We start from the raw sequence: 23,357 nt of genomic DNA on the forward strand, positions 1-23,357 counted from the left end.
CGTCGCCCTCCTTTGATTTGCGGTGCATTCCAACCTAACGTCAGCAATAAGCCGTCCTTACGGACGGCTTGTTGCGTTTACGACCTCACTCTTCTTATCTTTTCCATGACCTTTATCTTTACCTTTACCATTATTCATGGCAGACGTATCTTCACTTTCATTATCTTCTTCACCGTCAGCAGGAGTCGAATCAGGTTCACCTTCCTGGTTGCCGTCCACGCTGCCTTCGTCACCGCCGCCGCCTTCTTCAGGCTCATTCGCTGGTGGTGGCTGATTACTGATCTCTGGCTCAATGGATGGCACGACTACGGTGCCATTTTTGGCTTCAGCGTAGGTAACCACGTACGTATCCAGAAATTGACCATCCCGATATACAGATACAGCACCATTTTCATTCGGAGCCAGAACAAGCGGAATGGTTAGGGCCTGATAGGACTTGTTAATGGTACGCGTTCCCCATTCCTGGTTCTTGCCTCGGGCATCCTCAAATGTAATCCGGATTTTGCTGTTCTTGCCCTCTTCTTTTGGCGAAACATTGATATTGAAGGAATACTCCAATGCCTCAGGCGGATATCCGGTGCTGACGAAAATGGTAATTTTGTCACCAGGTTTCACATCGGTTCCAGCTTCCACAGGCCATTGTTGGGTGACCTTCCCTTTATCAACCGTATAGCTCGGCTCTTCCTGAACCTGAGCCAGAACCAGTCCGGCAGACTTGATCATCTGCTCTGCTTCGTTGCGGGTGCGATTTTTCAAATCTGGCATCTTCACAGTTTCCGCGCCTCTACTGACGGTTAAGACAATTTCGGTCTGTTCCGGATCAAATTCTTGATCGGCCCCAGGGGTCTGGGAAATAACCAAGCCTGATGCAACGTCATTAGAATATTCATCTTTACGTTTGATCCGATCCTCACTGATTCCCAGATTCGTCAGATCCTTGACCGCATCCTCGTAGGAATCACCTTCGACGCTGATCATTTTGGTCAGTTCCTTTTCAGCTCCAACACTAAGTTGAATTTCCGATCCTGCCTTGACCACATCACCTTCGTTTCGGCTTTGTTCGAATACGATACCGGGATCGACACCTTCCTTATACTGCCGGATGACATCATCGCTCACAACCAAACCTTCATCCTGTAACATCTGGCGTGCCTTTTCTTCAGTCTGGTTTACGACATTTGGCACTTTCACTTCAGGCACAACGAGCATGCCTTTGACGTACCACACAACACCAACCATGGCAATTAGAATTAAGACAGTCAATGAGATCAATAGTGTTGGTTTTTTCCAGTTTTTCGTCTTGGGCTTGCCTTTATGGTTCTCCTCGTCCGATTCCATGACCGGAGCCGCGCCCGTAGAAGTAATTCCACGTGGTTCCGGTTTGATGGCAGGCATGACACGGGTCTGATCCACATCATCCTCATCCGGGAAATCGATCTTGTTTTCATTGCGACGCTCTGGCATCAAACAGGTTTCCAGATCGTTCTGCATTTCCTTGGCCGACTGATATCGCTCCTGCGGATTTTTTCGCATGGATTTCAATATCACATTTTCCACACTTTGCGGAATCAGCGGGTTGAATTTGCGAGGTTCATCAAATTCTTCCTGCAGATGCTTCAAAGCAACACTGATCGGACTCTCGCCGAGGAACGGAAGCTGCCCAGTCAGCATTTGATAGAGTACGATACCGAGAGAATATAAATCCGACTTCTCGCCAGTAACAATTCCTTTGGCATGCTCTGGTGAAAAATAGTGCACCGATCCGACTACGGAACCAGTCTGTGTAATCGTTGTGGAGGTAACCGCTCGGGCAATCCCGAAATCGGTAACCTTCACACGGCCATTTCGGCCAATCAATATATTATGCGGTTTGATATCCCGATGAATGATCTGATTATGATGTGCATGATCCAGGGCGTCTGCAATTTGGGAAGCAATTCGAACAGCCTCATCCACCTGCAGCGGAGCCCGCTCTTTTATAATCTCATTCAGGTTTTTGCCTTCTACATACTCCATGACAATATAATGAACGTCATCTTCTTGACCAACATCATAGATGCTGACAACGTTGGGGTGAGATAAGGATGCAGCTGACTGCGCTTCGCGACGGAAACGTCGGATGAATTCCTCATCATGTACAAATTGCTGTCTCAGCACCTTGATCGCCACATTCCGGTTCAGAAGCAGATCCTGAGCCTTGTACACAAGTGCCATGCCGCCACCGCCAACACGCTCGATGACTTCATAGCGTCCGCCTAGCTGGTGCCCTATCATGACTCACACCCCGTTTCCGTCACCACGGAACCTTCCTGCTGCACTTCAAACAGCGCAACCGTGATATTATCATCTCCGCCAGCCAGCAGAGCCAGCTGAAGCAGACGATCCGCACGCTCTTCCAGCGGCAGCTCCTGATTTCCTGCCACTTGAACGAGCTGTTCATTGCTGACCAGATTGCTAAGTCCATCACTGCACAACAGCAGAACTTCACCTGTTTCCAGCTTGATCGGATCCAGATCCACTTTGACTTCTGCATCTGTTCCAAGAGCACGGGTCAGCACGTTGCGACGCGGATGATGAGATACGTCTTCCTTGCTGATCTGACCATTTTTAAACAATTCATTCACCAGGGTATGGTCTTCCGTTAACTGGATCACTTGTTTGTTTGCAATTTTGTAAGCTCGGCTGTCCCCGATATGACCGATAACACCCTCTGCATCATTCAACAAGGCAGCAACCACGGTCGTGCCCATGTTATGGTATTTGTCGTCTCCGGATGCAGTCCGATATATCACTTCGTTGGCATGCAAAATAGCATCGCTGAGGGCAGCAGACAAGGATGCATGTGACAGCCCCGGTTCCAATGTCCCCAGGTCATGCACCAATGTCTCAACTGCCAGACGGCTGGCGGTATCTCCAGCGAGATGCCCGCCCATGCCATCAGCGACAATACCCAGTATATACCCTGTCTCCAGATTGCGGATCCAGGCTGAATCTTCATTAACCGAACGCACACGTCCGATATGGCTCACATGAACTGTTTTGATCAAAACGTTCTCACCTCAACTCCATATGCTTTGCACGAAGCTGGCCGCAAGCGGCAGCAATATCATGTCCCTGTTCACGACGAATGGTTACATTAACACCCTGCTCCGAAAGAATCTTCTGGAAATTGAAAATGTCGCTTCTCGATGTTCTCACATACTTGCGTTCAGGTACGTGATTGACTGGAATCAGGTTCACGTGGCAGAGCATGTTCTTGAGTACACTTGCGAGTTCCGCAGCATGTTCCGGCTGATCGTTCACGCCACCGATAAGTGCATATTCAAATGTGATTCTCCGGCCCGTTTTGGCGAGGTAATACCGAAGGGATTCCATCACATCGTCAAAAGGAAAACGACGGTTTACCGGCATCAATTTGGAACGCAGCGCATCATTCGGTGCATGGATGGAAATCGCCAGGTTAATCTGTGTATCTTCGTCCGCAAACTTGTAGATGTTTGGTACAATTCCGCTTGTGGACACCGTGATGTGGCGCTGACCGATATTCAGGCCCTTTTCGTGAATCATGATGCGCAGGAAAGTCATGGTTGCTTCATAGTTCTCAAACGGTTCGCCCGAACCCATGATGACAATACTGCTTACACGTTCGCCGCGCTCATCCAGAATCTTCTGAGCCTGTACGACCTGAGCAACAATCTCACCTGCTGTCAGGTTACGCTTCAGTCCGCCCAGTGTGGATGCACAGAATGTACAACCGATCCGGCAGCCTACCTGTGTTGTTACACAGATGCTGTTACCGTAATTGTGTTTCATGATAACTGTTTCGATGGCATGATCATCATGGAGACCGAACAGGAACTTCACCGTTCCATCCTTGGATTCAAACTTCGTAATTTCGGTAAGGGTTACAAATTCAAATTGCTCTGCCAGCTTCTCGCGCAATGCTTTGGACAGGTTCGTCATCTCACTGAAATCATTTACTCGTTTCACATAAATCCAGTCGAAAATCTGACCACCGCGAAAAGCGGGTTCCCCATTCTCAACAGCCCATTGCTGCAGCTCTTCCAGGGAAAAATCATATATAAAAGGTTTCATTTTGTTGTCAACACCTATTCCTTCTTTTCTTTTCATTCTTCCTATTCTATCACAAAGACCACTTTACATCCATGTATGCCCTAGAGTCCTGCACTTCATGCATTATAACACCTCGGCGCACAAGCCGCACCCCATTACAAAAGAAATCCGCCGAAGTTCCCCCCGGCGGCCTTCCTTGCTTGCTATGGATTTACTCATCGGCTGCACGAGTCAGCCTTGCAATGAAAAAGCCGTCACTATGTGCATACTGGGGTAGAATCTGCACTCCCCCGTTCACCGGATTCCACTTTTCCATCTCGGTTCCGGTCCAGGCAGAATCCACGGCCTGGTATTCAGGATGGCGCTTCAGGAAGTCAGCGACCATAAGTTCATTCTCTGCCGGCTCAATCGTACATGTGCTGTATACCAGAACACCGCCCGGCTTCAGCAACGGTGCAACCCGGTCCAGCAATTCTCGCTGCAGCCCCGAGATATCTTCGATGTCTTCAGGCGATTTGGTCCATTTGACATCCGGCTTCCGGCGAATGACACCGAGACCTGAGCAAGGTGCATCCAGAAGGATCCGGTCGAACGAAGCATGTGGATAACGTGCATCCAGATCCAGGGCATCTCCGGTTACTGCGTCGATACAGCTCAGACCCAACCGGTCTGCCTGATCCATGATAAGCTGACGCTTATGTGCATGCACGTCATTGGCAATAATCCGTCCACGGTCCTGCATTTTCTCGGCCATATGAGCTGTCTTGCCGCCAGGAGCTGCACAGCAATCCAGCACGGTTTGACCTTCTTCAGGTGCGACCGCTTCTGCCACCAGCATGGAACTTTCGTCCTGTACTGAGAACAATCCATCCCGATACCATGACGTTAGTGCCATATTTCCACCGCTGCGTACAAGAATGCCGTCAGGACTTATCCGGGAAGGCTCCACCACTGCACCCGTGCTCTCCATCTCGTGCATCAGTTTCTCACGTGTGGTCATTGTCGTATTTACCCTGACACTCACTGCCGGTGGTTCATTATTGGCCTTGCAGATCGCTTCTGCTGTCTCTTCACCGTATTGGCCGATCCAGCGTTCAACCATCCACAGTGGATGAGAGTGTTCCAGTGCGATGCGTTCAGCAGCTGGCAGATCATTCGGAATCTGCAATTCATCCCGGTTACGGATCATGTTGCGCAGAACGCCATTGACCATACCCGAGATACCCTGGTGACCCAGTTTCTTCGCCAGATTGACGGCTTCACTGACAACAGCATGTTCCGGAATCCGATCCAGATACAGCATCTGATAGACGCTGATCCGAAGGAGACTTCGTACCCATGGCTGGAGCTTGGCCATTCCTTTGGCTACAAAACGTTCCAAGAAATAATCAAGCGTGTTTAGTCTTGCAATGGTTCCGTATACCAGCTCGGTTGCCAGCCCGGCATCAGCAGGACTAAGCTCCGCCTCTTTCAGACGACGATTGAGCTCCAGATTACTGTAAGCTCCATCCTGTTCCACAGCACTTAGCACCTTCACTGCAAGTGCGCGTGGAGAAGTTTTGGGCCGCTGAGCGCTCGAAGCTTCTCCCGAGGTTCGGGAGCCCCCAGCAGTTCTGGAACCACCCGGTTTCCCTGGATTCGGGCGTCGGTTCTGTTTAGCGTTACCTCTGCTCGGACTGTCTACGGATCTGCCGGATCTATTCTCACTCATCGTAACACCGTGCCCGGTTTCAGCGTACCGCCGCGGCCAAAGTCAGCCGCCTTCATCGCTTTTTTGCCGGCCGGCTGAACTTCTGTCAGCCAGAGTGAACCGTTGCCCGTCTGTACCTCGATACCGGATGCATTCAGCTGCAGCACTGTACCAGGTTCAGCTTGTCCTTTGGCTCCAGTCTCTGAAGCTTCCATCTGATTGGGATTAGCAGCAGCCCATACTTTAAACACCTGCTGGTCCCACATTGTAAATGCACCAGAGAACGGAACAAGACCACGGATCTGGTTATAGATTTCACGGGATGTTCGATTCCAGTCTATTTTCTCGTCTTCTCTAGTCAGATTGCGGGCATACGAAGCTTCGGCTTCATCCTGAGGGACAGCCGTGGTTTCCCCCGCAATAAGACGGGGCATTTCTGCTTGCAGCAGCTTGGAGCCTGCATCGCTGAGCTTCACAAACATGGTGCCGGAGGTGTCCTCATCGGTAATTGGAACTTCCACACGAGAGATCATGTCACCGGTATCCAAACCTTCTGCCATATACATCAAGGTAACTCCTGTTACGGACTCCCCGTTAATAATGGAGCGCTGAATAGGAGCACCACCACGATATTTAGGCAAAAGAGAACCATGCACATTCACACAGCCTCGCACAGGTATATCCAATACGGCCTTCGGTAAAATCTGCCCAAATGCTGCAGTCACAATCAAATCAGGCTTCCATTCAGCCAATCTGGCCACGGATTCAGGATCACGCAGCTTCACAGGTTGAAATACGGGCAGGCCATGGCGCTCAGCCGCAGCCTTAACAGGCGTTGGCGTGAGCACTTTTTTGCGGCCTTGCGGTTTATCGGGCTGGGTGACTACCCCCACCACGTTATAACCCTCAGCGATGAGCATATCCAGAGAAGGGACAGCAAATTCCGGGGTACCCATAAAAACAATATTCAAATCCATCACTCCTTAATTACGTCGCGGTCCAGTCTGATCGGCTGCAATTTCGTACACCTTCTCAGCGATATCCGTGAAGAGTACACCATCCAGGTGATCAATCTCGTGCTGGAATGCCCGGGACAACAGACCGCTGCCCGTAATAATCAGTTCATTTCCTTCACGGTCCAAGCCTTTAACGGTAACTGTCTCAAAACGGCGAACGTCGCCGTTAATACCAGGAATACTCAGACAGCCTTCCGGTCCAAACTGTTCGCCTTCGCTTGCGATGATTTCAGGATTGATCATTTTGATGAGGCCTTGTTCATCCCCAGCATCAATGACAATCAGGCGTTTCAAAATGCCTACTTGAGGGGCAGCAAGACCTACGCCTTCAGCGTCATACATGGTATCTGCCATATCATCCAGCAGTTTTTGTACATTGGGTGTTACTTTTGTAACTTCCTTGGCTCTTTTGTGAAGCACCTCATCTGGTTCTTTAACAATAATACGAATCGACATGTTGTAAGCACCTTCCTAACCCAAATCTCATGTTGGGTATCATTCTTTTGATTATCATTTGCTTTGTTACTAATCTATGTTTATACCGCTTGTTCACATCCACATTTTGCTCTAATCATTTTCCCAATTTTTATCACACAAAGTGTCCATGGAAAACGATGCATCATGCTTACATTAACATTTGCGGGTCTACATCCAAACTAATGAGCAGTTTTTGCGCCTGAACATCATCGTCCATGCGCCGAGCTGTTTCCAGGGCGATTCCGATAGCGTCTACATCCCCCCGCCATTTTATCATACATTGGAATCGGTATCTATTCTTGATCCGGGGAATGGGCGAGGCTACAGGCCCCAGCACGTCGAAGGCATCGTTGCTGAAACGGTCAAGGCTTCCCAGCCAGCCCGCTGCATTGGCACGTTCTTTCAACAGACGTGTGTAATTTTCGGCCAGCCGGATCAGTACAGGCAATTGCTCGTGCGAAAAGGTCACCAGAATCAGGCGGCAATACGGCGGGTATTGCAGATTCCGGCGGTGAAGCAGTTCCTCACGCACAAAAGAAACATAATCATGCTGGCTTGCATGCCCAATGGAATAGTGCTCCGGTGTATAGGACTGCACAAAGACCTCACCAGGCAACTGATGGCGCCCGGCACGGCCCGCTACCTGGGTCAACAGCTGGAAGGTCTTCTCGGCAGCCCGGAAATCGGGCAGGTTCAGTGCCGAGTCTGCCGTGATGACACCAACCAGGGTGACATCCGGAAAATCCAATCCTTTGGCAACCATCTGGGTACCCAGCAGCACATCCGCTTTTTTCTCCCGGAACTGCTTCAGAAGTTTCTCATGCGACCCCTTCTCCGTCGTTGTGTCCACATCCATGCGGATTACACGAATTCCCGGGAACAGCTTGGCCAATTCTTCCTCCACTCGCTGCGTACCTGTACCGAAGTAACGGATATGTTCACTGCCACATTCAGGACATACCTCCGGAGCAGCTTCCGCATACCCGCAATAGTGACAACGAAGATTGTTTGAACGCTGGTGATACGTCAGTGAAATATCACACTCGGGACAACCGGCCACATAACCGCAGCTTCGGCACATGACAAAAGTGGAATAGCCTCGGCGGTTCAACAGCAAAACGGTCTGCTCCCCGCGCTCCAACCGTTCCTCCAGTCCCTTGTGCAGAGCCCGGCTAAACATCGAACGGTTGCCATCCTTCAACTCTTCCCGCATATCAATGATTCGCACATCCGGCAGATTGTTGCCAAGGGCCCGAGTAGGCATTTCCAGCAGCAGCGGGGCAAAATCATCATTGCTCTGCGAACGTGCGGCATAGTAACTTTCCAGCGAAGGCGTCGCGGAGCCCAGAACCACAACAGCCTGATGCTGCTGTGCTCTTTTTACAGCTACATCACGGGCATGGTATTTCGGCGTTTCTTCCTGTTTGTAAGAAGTTTCATGTTCCTCATCCATAATAATTAGACCCAGTCGGTCAAATGGAGCAAAAACAGCGGAACGCGCGCCAATGGCTACCTTTACTTGGCCTTCCCGGATTTTGCGCCATTCATCATAACGCTCTCCACCCGAAAGACGGCTGTGCATAACAGCAACCTGGTCTCCGAATCGTCCTTTAAACCGCTCAACCATTTGTGGTGTGAGGGCAATCTCAGGCACAAGCACAATCGCCTGCCGATCCTGTTCAATACATTGCTGAATCGTCTGCAGATATACTTCGGTTTTACCGCTGCCTGTTACACCATGTAACAAAAAGACGCCATGGCGCCTTTCCTGTAATCGGCCATTAATTTTATCGTACACGTTCTGCTGCTCTGCAGTAAGAGCAAGCGGTTCAGTGGCGCGAAACTTCCTTCCCTGGTAAGGGTCACGAAAGACTTCCACGTCTTCCGTTACAAGCAGCCCTTTCTCCTCAAGCCCTTTGACGGTAGCCGCAGACACTTGAAGCGTGGCCAGCAATTCTTTCATCGGCATTGGCAGCAGTTCCTTCATTTCCAGCAGAAAAGCAAGAACCTCCTTCTGCCGCTGAGCCTTCGCCGGGAAAGATGCAAGTGCCTCCTCCGCCGCAGCCGCATCTACCGCCAAATCCACTGCCTTCATCGTTTTTTTGTTTAGCTTGTCCTTGATTGCCTGGCTCTCCAGCAATATACCGCCAAGCAGAAGCTTTTTGATCAACGCGGCATGATTGGGGTATTTACGGCTCAATTGCTGCAAAGGCACCTGTCCCCGGCTTTTCACAAAACGTATAATGTCCTGCTGCACTTTCTCCGAGGTGGACTCCTCTCCCCACACGAAGAGGACATCTTCATCCGCCTTTGCTCCGGTCTGCTGTCCATCCAGTGCATCCCCAATGGAGATATATCGTTCCGCTTTACCTTTCAGTGCAGTCGGCACCATGACCTGCAGCGACAAAATGCGGTTGCTGGCATATCGCTCACTCATCCACTCGGCGAGCTGCACCAGATCTTCTAATAAGGGAGGAACGATGTCCAACAGTTCCTGAATGGGCTTCAACTTGAAGGATTCTGTTCCGGTACGCGGTACAAGATCAACCACAAAGCCCTGAACGGTTCGATGTCCAAACGGCACACCTACCCGACTGCCAATCTCAATCCAATCACGCATCGATTCCGGCACCAGATAATCAAAGGGCCGATCGGTCTGTTTCACCGGAACATCGACAATAACCTTGGCGATCTCCATATTTAATTCCTCCCGGCAATGCGCTCCGCCGCAATCGCAAGCAATCGGTGAGCTATGTCCTCCTTAGACATCACCTGAAGCTCTTCCACCAACCCTTCACGGTCATAAATATGAACCGCATTGGTATCTGCTCCAAATCCGATACCCGGCTGGGCAACGTCATTGGCTACGATCAGATCACAGTTTTTCCGCTCCAGCTTCTCCCTTGCGTACATCTCTACAGAATGGGTTTCTGCGGCAAAACCAATTAGAAATTGATGACTCTTTTGCTTACCTAATGTTTCAAGAATATCTATATTTTTAACAAGCTCCAGCGATAGCGTATCGCCTTTCTTTTTGATTTTCTCCTCATGTACTTCCTTGGGACGGTAATCGGCAACTGCCGCAGCCTTAACAACGATATCAGCACGATCCCAGTGACTCGAGACCGCTTCGTACATATCCTGGGCAGACTGCACCCGAATTACTTCCACATTCGTTGGCGGCTGAACTTGTGTACTGCCCATAACAAGCGTAACCTCTGCCCCCAAATCACGTGCTGCTGCAGCGATGGCAAATCCCATTTTGCCGGAAGAGTCATTGGTAATATATCTGACAGGATCAATACGCTCAATCGTACCGCCCGCCGTCACGATCACTTTTTTGCCTTTTAACAAGGCGGACTGTTGTTTCAAGCCTGGTTTAGCTGCTGCCTGATCTTCAAAAAAACGTTCAACCACCTCAACAATCGTCTCCGGCTCTTCTAAACGCCCTTTACCTACGTATCCACATGCGAGCTGTCCTTCACTTGGTTCAATCATCAGTGTTCCTCGCTCGGAAAGCAGACGCATATTGTGCTGTACTGCAGGGTGATCATACATATGAACATTCATGGCAGGTGCGATCATTACCGGGGCGGTCGTTGCCAGTAGTGTTGTGGAGAGCATGTCATCGGCCATGCCATGTGCCATTTTGGCAATAACGTTGGCTGTTGCCGGGGCAACCAGAACCAGATCGGCCATATCGGCCAAATGAATATGTGATACAACTGATGGCTCACGCTCATCAAATGTATCACTGTAGACTACATTTCGGGTCAACGTTTGCAGCGTTAATTCGGTAATAAACTGTTTGGCAGAGTCCGTCATAATGACGTGAACGTCCGCCCCTTTTTGCACCAGTCTACTGCATAATGTAGCCGCCTTGTATGCGGCTATGCCGCCAGTCACGCCAAGTACGATTTTTTTACCGTTCAACATGGTTATTTCCCCCGATATATACGACGTATAAACGATGAATAGAGAAAAAAATAACAACCTCGCGGTTGTCAAATAAGTCCGGCTTGCGCCGTATGCAGTTGAAGAGCAGCCGCAGGCGGCTTACTCTTCTTCCTCTTCGTCCTGTCCTTTGATGACAACGAGATGATCACCATAAATTTCTTCGAGTGCAACGCCAACCTGTTTATGGGATCTTGCATTTCTCAGATCCGTTTTTTCGCCTTCACGAAGCTGTCTGGCCCGGCGGGAAGCAGCAACAACAAGAGAATACTTGCTGTCGACTTTGTTCATCATTTCATCAATAGAAGGATACAGCATGTTTACAAAACACCTCTTTGCATTAGTATAATCCCTTTGACCCGCCTAACAGAATGCAACCATTCCGTCGTTCACATGAACCGAACCTCGCCCGACTATCTATAGATATATGTCAGCAGTTCTCCGAATAATTGCATCCTGCGGCAGCCAAAAAAATTATTTATTGATCTTACAATGTTCGGCGATAATAATGCTTTCTATTCGTTTACACGCCAAATCAATCTCGTCATTAACGACAGCGTAATCGTACTGCTCCAGCAGACTAATCTCATCCACGGCTACGGACATCCGGTGATCAATAGTTGCCTGACTCTCCGTACCGCGTCCCTGGATGCGATCTTTGAGCTCGTCCAATGAAGGAGGCAGCAGAAATACAAAAATCCCTTCCGGGAACTTCTCTTTCACTTTTAACGCGCCTTGAACTTCAATCTCAAGAATGATGTCGCGGCCTTCGTTAATGGTTTTCTCGACAAAGTCACGTGGTGTTCCGTAATAGTTACCTACATATTCTGCATGCTCCAGCAGCTGGTCTTCAGCAATCATGTTCAGGAACTCTTCATGACTTCTGAAGAAGTAGTTCACACCATGCTCTTCACCCAGACGAGGCTGGCGAGTCGTTGCAGACACAGAATAGATCAACTCCGGCACACGTTTGCGCAAAGCGCTGCATACTGTACCCTTCCCGACCCCAGATGGGCCGGACAACACTATCAGTAATCCCTTAGACATATTACACTCCATTTTATTCGTCGTTGTCATCATCTTTCGAAGAAAGACGATGGGCGACCGTCTCAGGCTGAACCGCAGACAGAATGACATGATCGCTATCCGTAATAATCACGGCACGAGTACGTCTTCCGTACGTTGCGTCTATCAGCATATGACGATCTCTTGCCTCTTGTATAATTCTCTTGATCGGCGCCGATTCCGGACTTACGATGGATATAATCCGGTTCGCCGATACGATGTTACCGAATCCAATGTTAATGAGTTTGATTGCCATAATCAGGTTCTTCCCCCTATACATGCGACTCTCTTGCCGAAATATGGCCGTTCATTCGATATTCGCTGCCTGCTCGCGAATTTTCTCCAGCTCCGCCTTCATCTCGACAACACGGTTCACCAGAGCCAAATGGTTGGCTTTTGATCCAATCGTATTGACTTCCCGATTCATCTCTTGAATAAGAAAGTCCAACTTGCGGCCTACCGGCTCTTCACTCTTCAGCAGTTCCCTGCTCTGTCCGAAGTGGCTGAGTAGACGCGTAAGCTCCTCCTCTATGTTAGAACGATCGGCAAACACAGCAATTTCCATACCCAATTTATGCTCGTCAAAAGGGAAAGAGCCTTCCTCCTGCATTTCCGTAAGCCTTTGTCTTAACTTGTTGCGGTAATCTGATACCACAGTAGGTGCAAGAGCAAGCATCTCGGTATGCAGCGACTCCAGACGACTAATCCGCCGTTCCAGATCACTGGCCAGATGAAGACCCTCACGCGCGCGCATTTGCTCCAGACTGGTCAAGGCCTCTTCCAAGCTCTGCTGCAGCACACGCTCCCATTCGTCCTTCTCTTCCTCCGGAATTGAACTTGTTCCATCGGAATGAACCATGACATCCGGCAATGAAAGCATGTCCATAATGCTCGGTTTGCCCTGCATCCCAAAGCGGGATTCCAGCTGTTCTGCTGCCTGCAGATAGGCCCTGACTGCCTGCTCATTAAGCACGGCAGGAAGAGCCTGATCTTCATCTTTTTCTTTCATTACATAAACATCAATCCGCCCGCGCTTCAGCCGGCTCTGTACTCTTTTCCTCAATCCGTCTTCATAACATGTCCATTCTTTCGGCATGCGCATCATCACTTCACAGTAACGATGATTGACGGATTTGATCTCCAATTGTACCTTGTAGCCTCCAAAATGAAAGGCGGATTGACCGTATCCGGTCATACTGAATGACATCGGCATCACATCCGTTACACTATTGTAATTGATTATTAGGGTTGAAACAAGTAGGACATTGGTGCTCGGACTTCTCCCATACATATTGGGTCAGTTCGGCAGTCATGCCGTAGAACATAAACGGAGTCATCAGGTAGATCCCCTTGAAATGGGCTGTTGCAACATCCAACAGCTCTTTGGCAATTTTTACGCCCATGGCCCGTCCTTCTTCTCCTTCGAGACCAGCCATGCGAGAACGTACCTCATCCGACAGCTGAATGCCTGGAACTTCATTGTGCAGGTATTCTGCATTTCGTCCACTTGCCAGCGGCATTACACCAACGAAAATAGGCACTTCCAAATGTTTGGTAGCCTCATGCATAGCTACGATTAATTGCGGGTCATAGACAGGCTGCGTCATAATGTAATCGGCACCGGAGGCAATCTTTTTCTCCAGTCTCTGAACTGCCTTATCCAGATGTTTCACATTCGGGTTAAACGCTGCTCCGATGACAAAACCAGCCTTCTGTTTAAGCGGTTTGCCGGAGAAAGCTACACCGTCGTTCAATTGCTTGATCATACGTATAATTTCAAATGAAGTCAGATCGTATACGGAACTGGATCCGGGAAGATCACCGAAACGCGCTGGATCCCCTGTAACCGCAAGCACGTGGTTGATACCGAGAGCGTCAAAACCCATCATGTGTGATTGGGTCCCAATCAGATTTCGGTCACGGCAAGCAATATGTACAAGCGGACGTAAGCCCGTACGATCCTGAACGAGATGTCCCAGAGCCATATTGCTCATGCGGGTTACCGCCAAAGAGTTGTCAGCCAGTGTCAGCGCATCCGCACCAGCGGCTTTCAGTGTTTCGGCACCTTTCATGAATTTGGCAATATCCAGGTCACGAGGCGGGTCGAGTTCAACGATAACCGTGTGGCGCTGTTTGACCAGATCCACAATGGTCGGCTGTCCACCACGGCCGGACCGTTCATCCACATTTTCATGCAGTACGATACGCGGTTTGGCTTCTGTTGGGTCAGGCAGGACAATGGGTGCTGCAGTATATTCGGAAAGAGCCTGTGCGATTGCCCCAATATGATCAGGCGTTGTACCGCAGCATCCACCGATAATACGGGCGCCCAGATCGGCGAATTGCACCGCGGTCTGCCCAAAATATTCGGGTGTGGCACCATATCGGAACTGGCCATCGACATAGTCTGCCGCCCCCGCGTTAGGGTAAACAGACATCGGAACTCCGATTCGCCCGGATACGGTTTCCATGGCACGCATAATTCCGTTTGGACCGGAGCGGCAGTTAAACCCAATCACGTCCGCCCCCTGCTCACGCATGATCCGGAACGCTTCCGGCATCGTGTATCCATCCAGCGTATGTCCAATATCCTCAACTGCAAACTGCCCAATCACCGGCAGATCACTCAGCTTGCGAGCCTGCAGCAGGGCAATATCCATCTCTTCGATATCATAGAAGGTTTCAAGCAGAATCCCGTCAACCCCTTCTTCAAGCAGGGCAAAAATCTGTTGTTCGTAAAAACGCTTCAGTTCGCTTGTCGATACATTGGTCCGCTTGCCTCCGCGAATGGAACCCACGGCCCCTAGAACGTATCCGTTTGAACCGGCGACCTCCTTGGCAATGCGTGCACCCGCACGATTGACTTCCGTCACCTTCGATTCCAGTCCGAACTTGGACAATTTGTCATAGTTCGCAGAGTACGTATTTGTCTCAAATATTTCAGTACCCGCCTCCAAATAACGACGATGCACATCTGCTACCACTTCAGGTGAGACCAAATTTAATTCTTCGTATGAAATTCCAACCGGGAAACCCATTTGGTACAGATATGTTCCCATCGCCCCATCTCCAATGAGAACTCGTTCCTGCAAGACACTCCGCAAATCCGCCTTCATCCCTTTTCCCCCCGCCTAGCTGATCATTTCATACTAATGTAACACAAAAGCCGATCAATAACGTAGAAAAACACAGGATTTCCACGAAATTCAGTCAAAAAAAGAGGCCCGAAGGCCTCTTGGCTTAAACTGTCATCTTATGATGTGACTCCTTTGAAAACAACCTCTGCCGGTCCGGTCATATACACATGATTGTCAGCTTCGTTCCACTCAATATGCAGGTCTCCGCCTTTAAGGCTAATCACTGCTGTACGATCCGTGTGTCCGTTCAATACGGAGGATACAAGCGTTGCACAAGCTCCGGTCCCACAAGCCAGGGTTGGACCCGCACCACGTTCCCATACACGCATATCAACGAATCCGCGATCACGCACAGTGGCAAACTCAACATTGATCTTTTTCGGGAACATCGGATGAACTTCCAGCACCGGCCCCCAAGTGGAGAGATCAAAGTTCACTGCATCATCTACATAAATGACAGCGTGGGGATTCCCCATCGAAACTGCCGTGAATTTGAACTCTTGTCCATTCGCTTCAATGGTATGGTTAACCACAGGGTTGGCATCCACTGTTGTCGGAACCTGAAGCCCGTCCAAAATAGGCTCGCCCATATCTACACGAACGGTTGCCACTTTGCCGTCAAGTACATTAAGGGTTACCGGCTGCACACCGGCGCCGATGGTTTCAATAGTGATGTTCTCCGATGTCACATGACCATGGTCATACACATACTTCGCTACACAGCGAATCGCGTTCCCGCATTGTTCCGCTTCCGAACCATCAGAGTTCATGATACGCATCTGAAAATCCGCCTTCTCTGAAGGCAGTATATAAACGAGTCCATCCGCACCAATGCCGAAGAAACGGTTGCACCATTTCACAGCAAGCTCTGCTGCATCAGCCGGAAGCTGTTTTTCTCCAAATACAACGATAAAGTCGTTGCCAAGTCCGTGCATTTTTGTAAATTCCATATCCTTGCCCACTCCTTTTGGCAGTCTGCTGCCAAAGCGTTATTCTTGCCTGTTTACATAAAAAAGCTATCCTGCAAAATGTCCAAGGCTTTTGCCCCGAATCATTTTGAGGATAGCATAACGAAAACGATAAGGAAAAGCTATTGATTTTATGCCGAAAACTTTGTACTTTTCGGTACGAAGCTTCCAGGACCCATCCGGCGACGGTTACGACGGCCACCCCAGACACTGCCTGCTCCCATCAGGAACGTTGGGATACCTGCAGCAACGATGGAAATGGCCCATTCACGCATGCCGAGCGGTACGGTTTTGAAGATCGGCTGCAGCGGCTCCACGTACATCACAACCAGCATCAGCACGACGGACGAGATCACCGCAAGAACCAGATATTTGTTCTGGAGCGGATTCCGGTGGAAGATGGAGCGCGAACTCCGGCAGTCAAACACATGAATAAGCTGAGCCAGAACAAGTGTCGCAAAAGCGACAGACTGTGCTTTGATAAGCTGACCCGGTTGATCCGGAGCGGCTTGAAGGGTAAGCCAGAACGCACCTAATGTACATAATCCGATCAATACACCGCGGCTGATGATTTTCCAGCCCAGTCTCCGGGCAAAAATGTTTTCCTTGGCGCCGCGTGGCTTGTGCTCCATCAGGTCTTTCTCCGGCTGATCCACACCTAGCGCCATGGCCGGCAGGCCATCTGTCACGAGGTTCACCCATAGAATCTGGATGGGCACGAGCGGCAGCGGCAGTCCCATCATCATCGCGAAGAACATTGTTAGAATCTCACCTACGTTGGAAGCAAGCAAGTACCGAATAAACTTCCGAATATTCTCATATATATTACGCCCTTCTTCAATCGCCGCTACAATAGTAGAAAAGTTATCATCACTGAGAATCAAGGCCGATGCCTCTTTCGTCACATCCGTTCCTGTAATTCCCATCGCAATTCCGATGTCCGCCGCTTTGATTGCTGGTGCGTCGTTGACACCGTCCCCTGTCATGGCTACGACATGGCCTTTGCGCTGCAGGGATTTTACAATCCGGAGCTTGTGCTCAGGGGACACCCGGGAGAATACATAAATACCTTCGACCTGCTTATCCAGCTCATCGTCCGTCAATCCGGCCAGCTGCTGTCCGCTTAACGAACCTCCGCCCCGGGGAAGAATGCCCAGCTGCTGGGCTATCGCCTCAGCAGTAGTCCCGTGGTCACCCGTGATCATGACCGTCCGGATACCCGCTCTGCGGCAAGTTGCAATTGCATCTCGGACTTCTCTCCGAGGAGGATCGATCATGCCAGCAAGTCCAACGAACACAAGCTGATTTTCGGCAGCATGTTCGTCATCTACTTTTTCCTCAGGGCGTACTTCACGATAAGCCATCCCCAAGACACGCAGGGCTGCTCCGGCCATCTTCTCGTTTGCAGCCATCACTTTCTGTCTCAACGTTCCAGTGAAGGGTACCACTTTGCCCTCCCATAAAATATAGCTGCATTGTCCGATCAACACATCAGGAGCACCTTTGGTGTAGACCATGCGGCCACCCTGATGCTGAATGAGGACAGACATTCGTTTGCGGTCCGAATCGAACGGAAACTCCTGTTGACGTGCATATAACTCTTTGAGGCTGGCAGGAGTAAGACCCATTTTGGAGGCCAGAGTGACGAGTGCGCCTTCGGTTGGATCGCCTTTCAGCTCCCATACGACGCCATCCTCCTTGATTGCCTCCTTCTTGCCATCCTTACCCTTTTTCTTATTGCGCTCTTCCGAGAAGCTTTCCACAATACTCGCATTGTTACATAACGCACTGATCTGAAGCAGTCTTCGCAGCGTTTGATCACTCTTCAGCTCCACCGTCCGGCCGTCTTCCAGCATCTGTCCTTCCGGTGCATACCCGTCCCCGGTGACTTGGATGCTGCGACCTTCCAGCCATACATCGGTCACGGTCATCTTGTTCTGGGTTAATGTCCCCGTCTTGTCAGAGCAGATCACGGAGGCACAACCAAGTGTCTCGACTGAAGGTAATTTTCGTACAATGGCTTTGCGCTTAATCATTCGCTGCACACCCAGCGCAAGTGCAATCGTGACAATCGCCGGCAAACCTTCAGGTATGGCAGCCACCGCCAGACTGACACCAGCAAGGAACATGCCAATCGCCGGTTGTCCATGCAAAATACCAGCCACAACAACCATCACGGTAAGTCCCAATGCAACAAAAATGAGTATTTTGCCCAATTGCTCCAAACGATGCTGAAGCGGTGTTTCCTGTTCCTCGGTATTTTGGATTAGATCGGCAATTTTACCCATCTCGGTATCCATGCCTGTCCGAATGACAACGCCCTTGGCCGTCCCGCGGGTAACCATGGTGCCCATAAATCCAATGTTTTTCTGATCGCCGAGCGGTACGGCATCATCTGCAATGGGGTTGCAATGCTTGCTTACTGGGACCGATTCTCCAGTGAGTGCCGATTCCTCCACATCCAGACTGTTCGTTTCCAGCCATCTTACATCCGCCGGGATGCGATCTCCGCTCTCGACAAGGATGATATCCCCTGGCACCAGCTGTTTGGCAGCAAGCTGCACTTCCTGACCAGCCCGAAGAACTTTGGCAAGAGGTGCGGACAGCTGCTTCAATGCGCGGAGGGAACGCTCAGCCCGAAATTCCTGTACGAAGCCCAGAATGGCATTTAACACAATAATCGCCACAATAGTAACGGCATCCAAATATTCTCCGAGCAATCCGGACACCAGTGTCGCTCCCATCAAAACGAGCACCATAAAGTCCTTAAATTGGTTAAGCAGCAGTGTAATTGGGGATATACGTTTTCCTTCACTCAGCTCATTTGAACCGGCGACCTTCCTCTTCTGCGCAACAGCTTCATCCGTCAATCCTTCCTCCAGACTGACGCCTAGCGTGCTGCGAAGCTCTTCTACGCTTAGTTGATGCCACTTGGTCTGTTCCATGCCTCAAGGTTCCCCTCCCAGTCTATATTTCCTGTAAAAGACGTTCATACAGCTGCTCGTGATCGCTAACCAGCAGCTCTATGTCACGCCGGACAAACTACCTGCTCTATATGTATTCGGACAGGACCCCAATTAGCACCCGGATGGTGAATCCTTTCCCTGATGGACAGAATAGGCTAAAATAAAAGTCTGCGGTCATAACGCAGTAGAAGCCGAGTTATCTTATGCAAGAAGGCAAGTGACGAACGAACTGCAACCGGTTCTGATTTTTACATATTCCAGTTGTGTGTTTCAGTTATAGATAGAGAGGAAGTTGAAAAATATGGCATTGGACGGCATTGTTACACGAGCCATCGTACACGAACTGCAGGGCTGCAAAGGCGGCCGCATTAGCAAAATTCATCAGCCTAACGGCCATGATGTCGTACTCACCCTTCGTGCACAACGCGGGAACAGCAAATTGCTGATATCGGCCAGTCCGACGTATCCCCGCGTGCATTTTACGGAAAAGACATTCTTAAACCCTACAGAAGCACCGATGTTCTGCATGCTGCTGCGCAAGCACTGCGAGGGAGCCATTATAGAGGAGATTCGTCAGATCGGCATGGAACGGATCATCCACATCGACGTTCGTCAACGCGACGAACTCGGTGATGTATCCGTAAAACGAATCATTATTGAGCTCATGGGGCGTCACAGCAATATCGTATTGCTCGACCCGGTCACGGGAACGATTTTGGACGGTATACATCACGTTACCCCTTCCATCAGCAGCTATCGGGTCATCATGCCCGGCTTTTCATACACAGCTCCGCCAGAACAGCACAAAGTCAATCCGCTGGAAGTGAACAGCGCTGAATTCCTCAAGGGTTACTCTGAAACGGAAGAAGAGGCTGCCCGCTGGCTTGTGAATTCATTCAGCGGCCTGAGTCCGCTGATCGCAGGCGAGATTGCTGCTCGTACCGCTAATCGTGACAATGGAGACGCATCGGCCGAGGCGAGCGCCCTCTGGAATGCCTTTGATTCTGTGATGGGACCTGTGAGAGAGAATATCTACACCCCTGTCACAGGACTGAATGCCAAAGGGAAAATGATCTTCTCTGCTGTCCGCCTTCAGAGTATTCAGGATGCCGAGAAGACCTACGACACGATGAGCAAATGCATGGAGGATTATTACGGGGATAAAGCCGAGCGGGATACGGTAAAGCAAAAGGTAAGTGATCTGCTGCGTTTTCTGCAAAATGAACGAAGCAAAAACGTCAAAAAACTCGACAATCTGAACAAGGATCTGCTCGAAGCCGATGACGCGGAAAAATACAGATTATGGGGCGAATTGTTATTTGCTTCTCTTCACCAGATTAGCAAGGGAGACAAAAGTGTGGAGCTTGTAAACTTCTATGATGAAGATCAGGCAACCATTACCATCGCACTCGATCCTCTGCTTACACCATCGGACAATGCGCAGCGTTACTTCAAGCGGTACAACAAATATAAGAACAGTCTGGCGGTCATTCATGAGCAGCTCGGCAAAACCAAGGACGAGATCGTCTACCTGGACAACCTGTTGCAGCAGCTGTCCATCGCCTCCATGAACGATATTGAGGAGATCCGTGAAGAACTGGTTCAGCAGGGATATCTTCGTGACCGCAACAAAAAAGGCAAGAAGAAAAAGAAAAACGACCGTCCAACCGTACATCAGTTTACCTCGACTGAGGGGATTGATATTCTGGTGGGCAAAAACAACTTGCAAAATGAATATGTCACTAACCGTCTGGCGTCGGCCAATGATACATGGCTGCATACCAAAGACATCCCTGGTTCACACGTTGTCATTCGCAGCACGGACTTCGGGGAAGCTACACTGGAGGAAGCAGCACAGCTCGCAGCTTATTTCAGTCAGGCCAAGGAATCAAGCAGTGTTCCTGTGGACTATACCTATATTCGTCACGTACGGAAACCAAGCGGTGCCAAGCCAGGTTTCGTCATCTACGATCATCAAAAAACACTGTTTGTGACGCCCAATGAAAAGTTGGTCAAAAGCTTGCCATCCTCCATCAAAAACGGATAGGCAGCAGGTGCCACCACAAACAAAGTGACACACAAAAAGCCCCAGAACAGAGAATATCGTGTTCTGGGGCTTTTCTATCTAAGTTATGATTCGCGGCTTGCTGCCGCACGTAGTTGTTCAAGCACATCCAATGTTACCGTCTTGCTCCCCAGATCCCCGTGAAAAACAACCCCCTGTCTCACACCGTGGTAATCGGAGCCACCTGTCACAATTAAATTAAATTCATGTGCCAATGCGGCATACCTGTGTTCCTCTTCAGGGCCATGGTCGGAATGAAATACTTCAATTCCGTCCAGACGGGACTGCTCAATGATCCGGCGAACCAGTACATCATCTCCATAGAGACCCGGATGTGCAATGACTGCGGCTCCCCCTGCCTCTCTAATCCACTGGCAGGCATCTTCAGGAGCGACACGTGGAACCGACACGAAACCCGGCTTACCTTCGGCCAGATATCGATCAAAGGCATCCCGCATATCGACAGCATAGCCTTTGCTGACCAGGACATCCGCCATGTGCGGTCTGCCGATGCTCTCATCCGGCTCCAGAGGACGTCCCAGCCCCTCAATGACTTCCTCCCAGCTGATTTCAAGACCAAGCTCCTGCAGTTTGGCAATAATGCGATGATTTCGTTCCTCACGTGCATCACGAAGTCCATGCAGCCGCTCCAGAAAGAGTTCATCCTTTATATTCATATAATAACCCAGCACATGAATGTCTTTGCCTCCAGCGCGGGTACTGATCTCAACGCCGGCCACAACATCGATACCACATTCCAGACCTGTCTGCTGTGCCTCTGTCACACCTGCGACCGTATCATGATCCGTGATTGCAACGGCTGACAGTCCCTTTTGTTTGGCCAGCCTTACATTTTCAGCAGGTGACTGCATGCCATCCGAAGCCTGACTATGCGTATGAAGATCACAGCGTCCGTTAGGTTGATCCATTAACAACATCTCCTTGCTACATGGTTGTGTTCACGATTCCTTACTTCCTTTATCCATCATTTCTTCCGCTCCAGCGTGCTCCTGCTGTCTCAGGTAGTTTAAGAATGCTACTGCGGATAGAGGGAGCAGGGAAGACTTCAAATGAATGGCATAGAATTGTCGTTTGAATTCAAGTCCGCGGATCTCAACAATATGCACGAGACCAAGTGCTAATTCATGCTGAACGGATGAAGGAGACAGCATAGTAATACCCACACCAGCTTCAACCGCCGATTTTACTGCACCCGTACTTCCAAGCTCCATCACAACATTCATGTCCTGAGGGTCAATGTTTTTCTTTTGCAGTTGGTCTTCCATGACCTGTCTTGTACCGGAGCCCTTCTCCCGCAGTACAAACGGATAAGCCATAACCTCTTCCAGCTCCACTTCCCCGCGATCGGCGAGCGCGTGACCTGCCGGAACAATCAGCTTCAATTCGTCCTGCATCACCGGTTCCACAATCATGTCGGGATGATGGATCGGGGCTTCGATCAGGCCAAAGTTCAACTGGTGTTTCAAAATATCATCCATAATTTGCGTTGTATTCATCACTTTCATTACGATCGAGATATCGGGATATTGCCTTGCAAAGGGACCCAGCATTCTCGGTAAAACATATTCGCCTATGGTCAAGCTGGCACCGAGCTGTAATCTTCCCTGAAGCATCTGTGTAAATGCCGACATGGCTTCATCGGTCTGCCTGACCAGTTCCACGCTCCGCTTGGCATGCGGCAGCAGGGTGCGCCCAGCTTCGGATAATTCTATCTTCTTGGTTGAACGGTGCAGCAGCTTGGTGCCAAAATAGTCCTCCAGTGATTGAATCTGCATCGTCACCGCAGGCTGAGTCATATGTAAGGCTTGCGCAGCTGCTGAAAAACTTCCCTTTTCCGCCACGGTGTAAAAAATATGCAACTGATGAAAATTCATATCTTCGCCCCTCTTCTGTACACTTACCTCATTGTAGCCGATTTCTTGAA

General features: G+C 50.0%; 18 protein-coding genes. 1 reads left to right on the top strand and 17 read right to left on the bottom strand.

What is annotated here, in order from left to right; translation table 11 throughout:
* Positions 1-57: 57 nt before the first annotated feature.
* The 15 genes from pknB to F4V51_RS19885 all read right to left on the bottom strand — a co-directional run bounded on the left by pknB (position 58) and on the right by F4V51_RS19885 (position 19,326).
* The gene (pknB, locus tag F4V51_RS19815; protein WP_153979342.1) at positions 58-2,274 is read right to left on the bottom strand and encodes a Stk1 family PASTA domain-containing Ser/Thr kinase; all 2,217 of its coding nucleotides are present in this window, start codon (positions 2,272-2,274) and stop codon (positions 58-60) included.
* Complete coding sequence (locus F4V51_RS19820) at positions 2,271-3,047, bottom strand: Stp1/IreP family PP2C-type Ser/Thr phosphatase (protein WP_127537872.1); 777 nt, start codon at positions 3,045-3,047, stop codon at positions 2,271-2,273. Before F4V51_RS19820 ends, pknB begins: the two co-directional genes overlap by 4 nt.
* Before the next feature lie 7 nt (positions 3,048-3,054).
* On the bottom strand, positions 3,055-4,095 hold the full coding sequence (gene rlmN / locus F4V51_RS19825) for a dual-specificity RNA methyltransferase RlmN (protein ID WP_095290542.1): 1,041 nt from the start codon (positions 4,093-4,095) through the stop codon (positions 3,055-3,057).
* A 190-nt stretch (positions 4,096-4,285) separates the two neighbouring features.
* Positions 4,286-5,785 carry a 16S rRNA (cytosine(967)-C(5))-methyltransferase RsmB gene (rsmB, locus tag F4V51_RS19830; protein WP_153979343.1) on the bottom strand — a complete coding sequence of 500 codons (1,500 nt, stop codon included), beginning with the start codon at positions 5,783-5,785 and terminating at the stop codon, positions 4,286-4,288.
* Complete coding sequence (gene fmt, locus F4V51_RS19835) at positions 5,782-6,741, bottom strand: methionyl-tRNA formyltransferase (protein ID WP_201281164.1); 960 nt, start codon at positions 6,739-6,741, stop codon at positions 5,782-5,784. Before fmt ends, rsmB begins: the two co-directional genes overlap by 4 nt.
* A 6-nt stretch (positions 6,742-6,747) precedes the next feature.
* On the bottom strand, positions 6,748-7,236 hold the full coding sequence (gene def, locus F4V51_RS19840) for a peptide deformylase (RefSeq protein ID WP_095290270.1): 489 nt from the start codon (positions 7,234-7,236) through the stop codon (positions 6,748-6,750).
* 169 nt (positions 7,237-7,405) lie between these two features.
* A complete protein-coding gene (priA, locus tag F4V51_RS19845; RefSeq protein ID WP_153979345.1) occupies positions 7,406-9,955 on the bottom strand; it encodes a primosomal protein N' in 2,550 nt (849 codons plus the stop codon).
* 2 nt (positions 9,956-9,957) lie between these two features.
* Positions 9,958-11,193, bottom strand: coding sequence for a bifunctional phosphopantothenoylcysteine decarboxylase/phosphopantothenate--cysteine ligase CoaBC (coaBC, locus tag F4V51_RS19850; RefSeq protein WP_153979346.1), 1,236 nt, complete (start codon positions 11,191-11,193; stop codon positions 9,958-9,960).
* A gap of 120 nt (positions 11,194-11,313) precedes the next feature.
* On the bottom strand, positions 11,314-11,529 hold the full coding sequence (gene rpoZ, locus F4V51_RS19855) for a DNA-directed RNA polymerase subunit omega (protein WP_095290265.1): 216 nt from the start codon (positions 11,527-11,529) through the stop codon (positions 11,314-11,316).
* Between the two features lie 156 nt (positions 11,530-11,685).
* Positions 11,686-12,258 (bottom strand): guanylate kinase, encoded by a 573-nt coding sequence (gmk, locus tag F4V51_RS19860; protein ID WP_090901057.1) that lies wholly within the window; start codon positions 12,256-12,258, stop codon positions 11,686-11,688.
* A 13-nt stretch (positions 12,259-12,271) separates the two neighbouring features.
* A complete protein-coding gene (remA, locus tag F4V51_RS19865) occupies positions 12,272-12,532 on the bottom strand; it encodes an extracellular matrix/biofilm regulator RemA (protein WP_006209218.1) in 261 nt (86 codons plus the stop codon).
* 51 nt (positions 12,533-12,583) lie between these two features.
* Complete coding sequence (locus F4V51_RS19870; RefSeq protein ID WP_153979347.1) at positions 12,584-13,483, bottom strand: YicC/YloC family endoribonuclease; 900 nt, start codon at positions 13,481-13,483, stop codon at positions 12,584-12,586.
* Positions 13,484-13,502: 19 nt separating this feature from the next.
* Positions 13,503-15,392 (bottom strand): bifunctional homocysteine S-methyltransferase/methylenetetrahydrofolate reductase, encoded by a 1,890-nt coding sequence (locus F4V51_RS19875; protein WP_153979348.1) that lies wholly within the window; start codon positions 15,390-15,392, stop codon positions 13,503-13,505.
* Positions 15,393-15,529: 137 nt separating this feature from the next.
* Positions 15,530-16,363, bottom strand: coding sequence for a diaminopimelate epimerase (dapF, locus tag F4V51_RS19880; protein ID WP_153979349.1), 834 nt, complete (start codon positions 16,361-16,363; stop codon positions 15,530-15,532).
* Between the two features lie 149 nt (positions 16,364-16,512).
* On the bottom strand, positions 16,513-19,326 hold the full coding sequence (locus F4V51_RS19885; RefSeq protein WP_153979350.1) for a calcium-translocating P-type ATPase, SERCA-type: 2,814 nt from the start codon (positions 19,324-19,326) through the stop codon (positions 16,513-16,515).
* A gap of 322 nt (positions 19,327-19,648) precedes the next feature.
* On the opposite strand from F4V51_RS19885, the gene F4V51_RS19890 reads away from it, so the two are divergent.
* Positions 19,649-21,394, top strand: a complete 1,746-nt coding sequence (locus F4V51_RS19890; RefSeq protein WP_153979351.1) for an Rqc2 family fibronectin-binding protein — start codon at positions 19,649-19,651, stop codon at positions 21,392-21,394.
* 83 nt (positions 21,395-21,477) lie between these two features.
* On the opposite strand, the gene F4V51_RS19895 is transcribed toward F4V51_RS19890, so the two are convergent.
* Positions 21,478-22,341 carry a PHP domain-containing protein gene (locus F4V51_RS19895; protein ID WP_153979352.1) on the bottom strand — a complete coding sequence of 288 codons (864 nt, stop codon included), beginning with the start codon at positions 22,339-22,341 and terminating at the stop codon, positions 21,478-21,480.
* A 30-nt stretch (positions 22,342-22,371) separates the two neighbouring features.
* Positions 22,372-23,307, bottom strand: a complete 936-nt coding sequence (locus F4V51_RS19900) for a selenium metabolism-associated LysR family transcriptional regulator (RefSeq protein ID WP_153979353.1) — start codon at positions 23,305-23,307, stop codon at positions 22,372-22,374.
* Positions 23,308-23,357: the final 50 nt, after the last annotated feature.

The sequence above is a fragment of the Paenibacillus xylanilyticus genome, from assembly GCF_009664365.1.
Taxonomy (GTDB): Bacteria; Bacillota; Bacilli; order Paenibacillales; family Paenibacillaceae; genus Paenibacillus; species Paenibacillus xylanilyticus_A.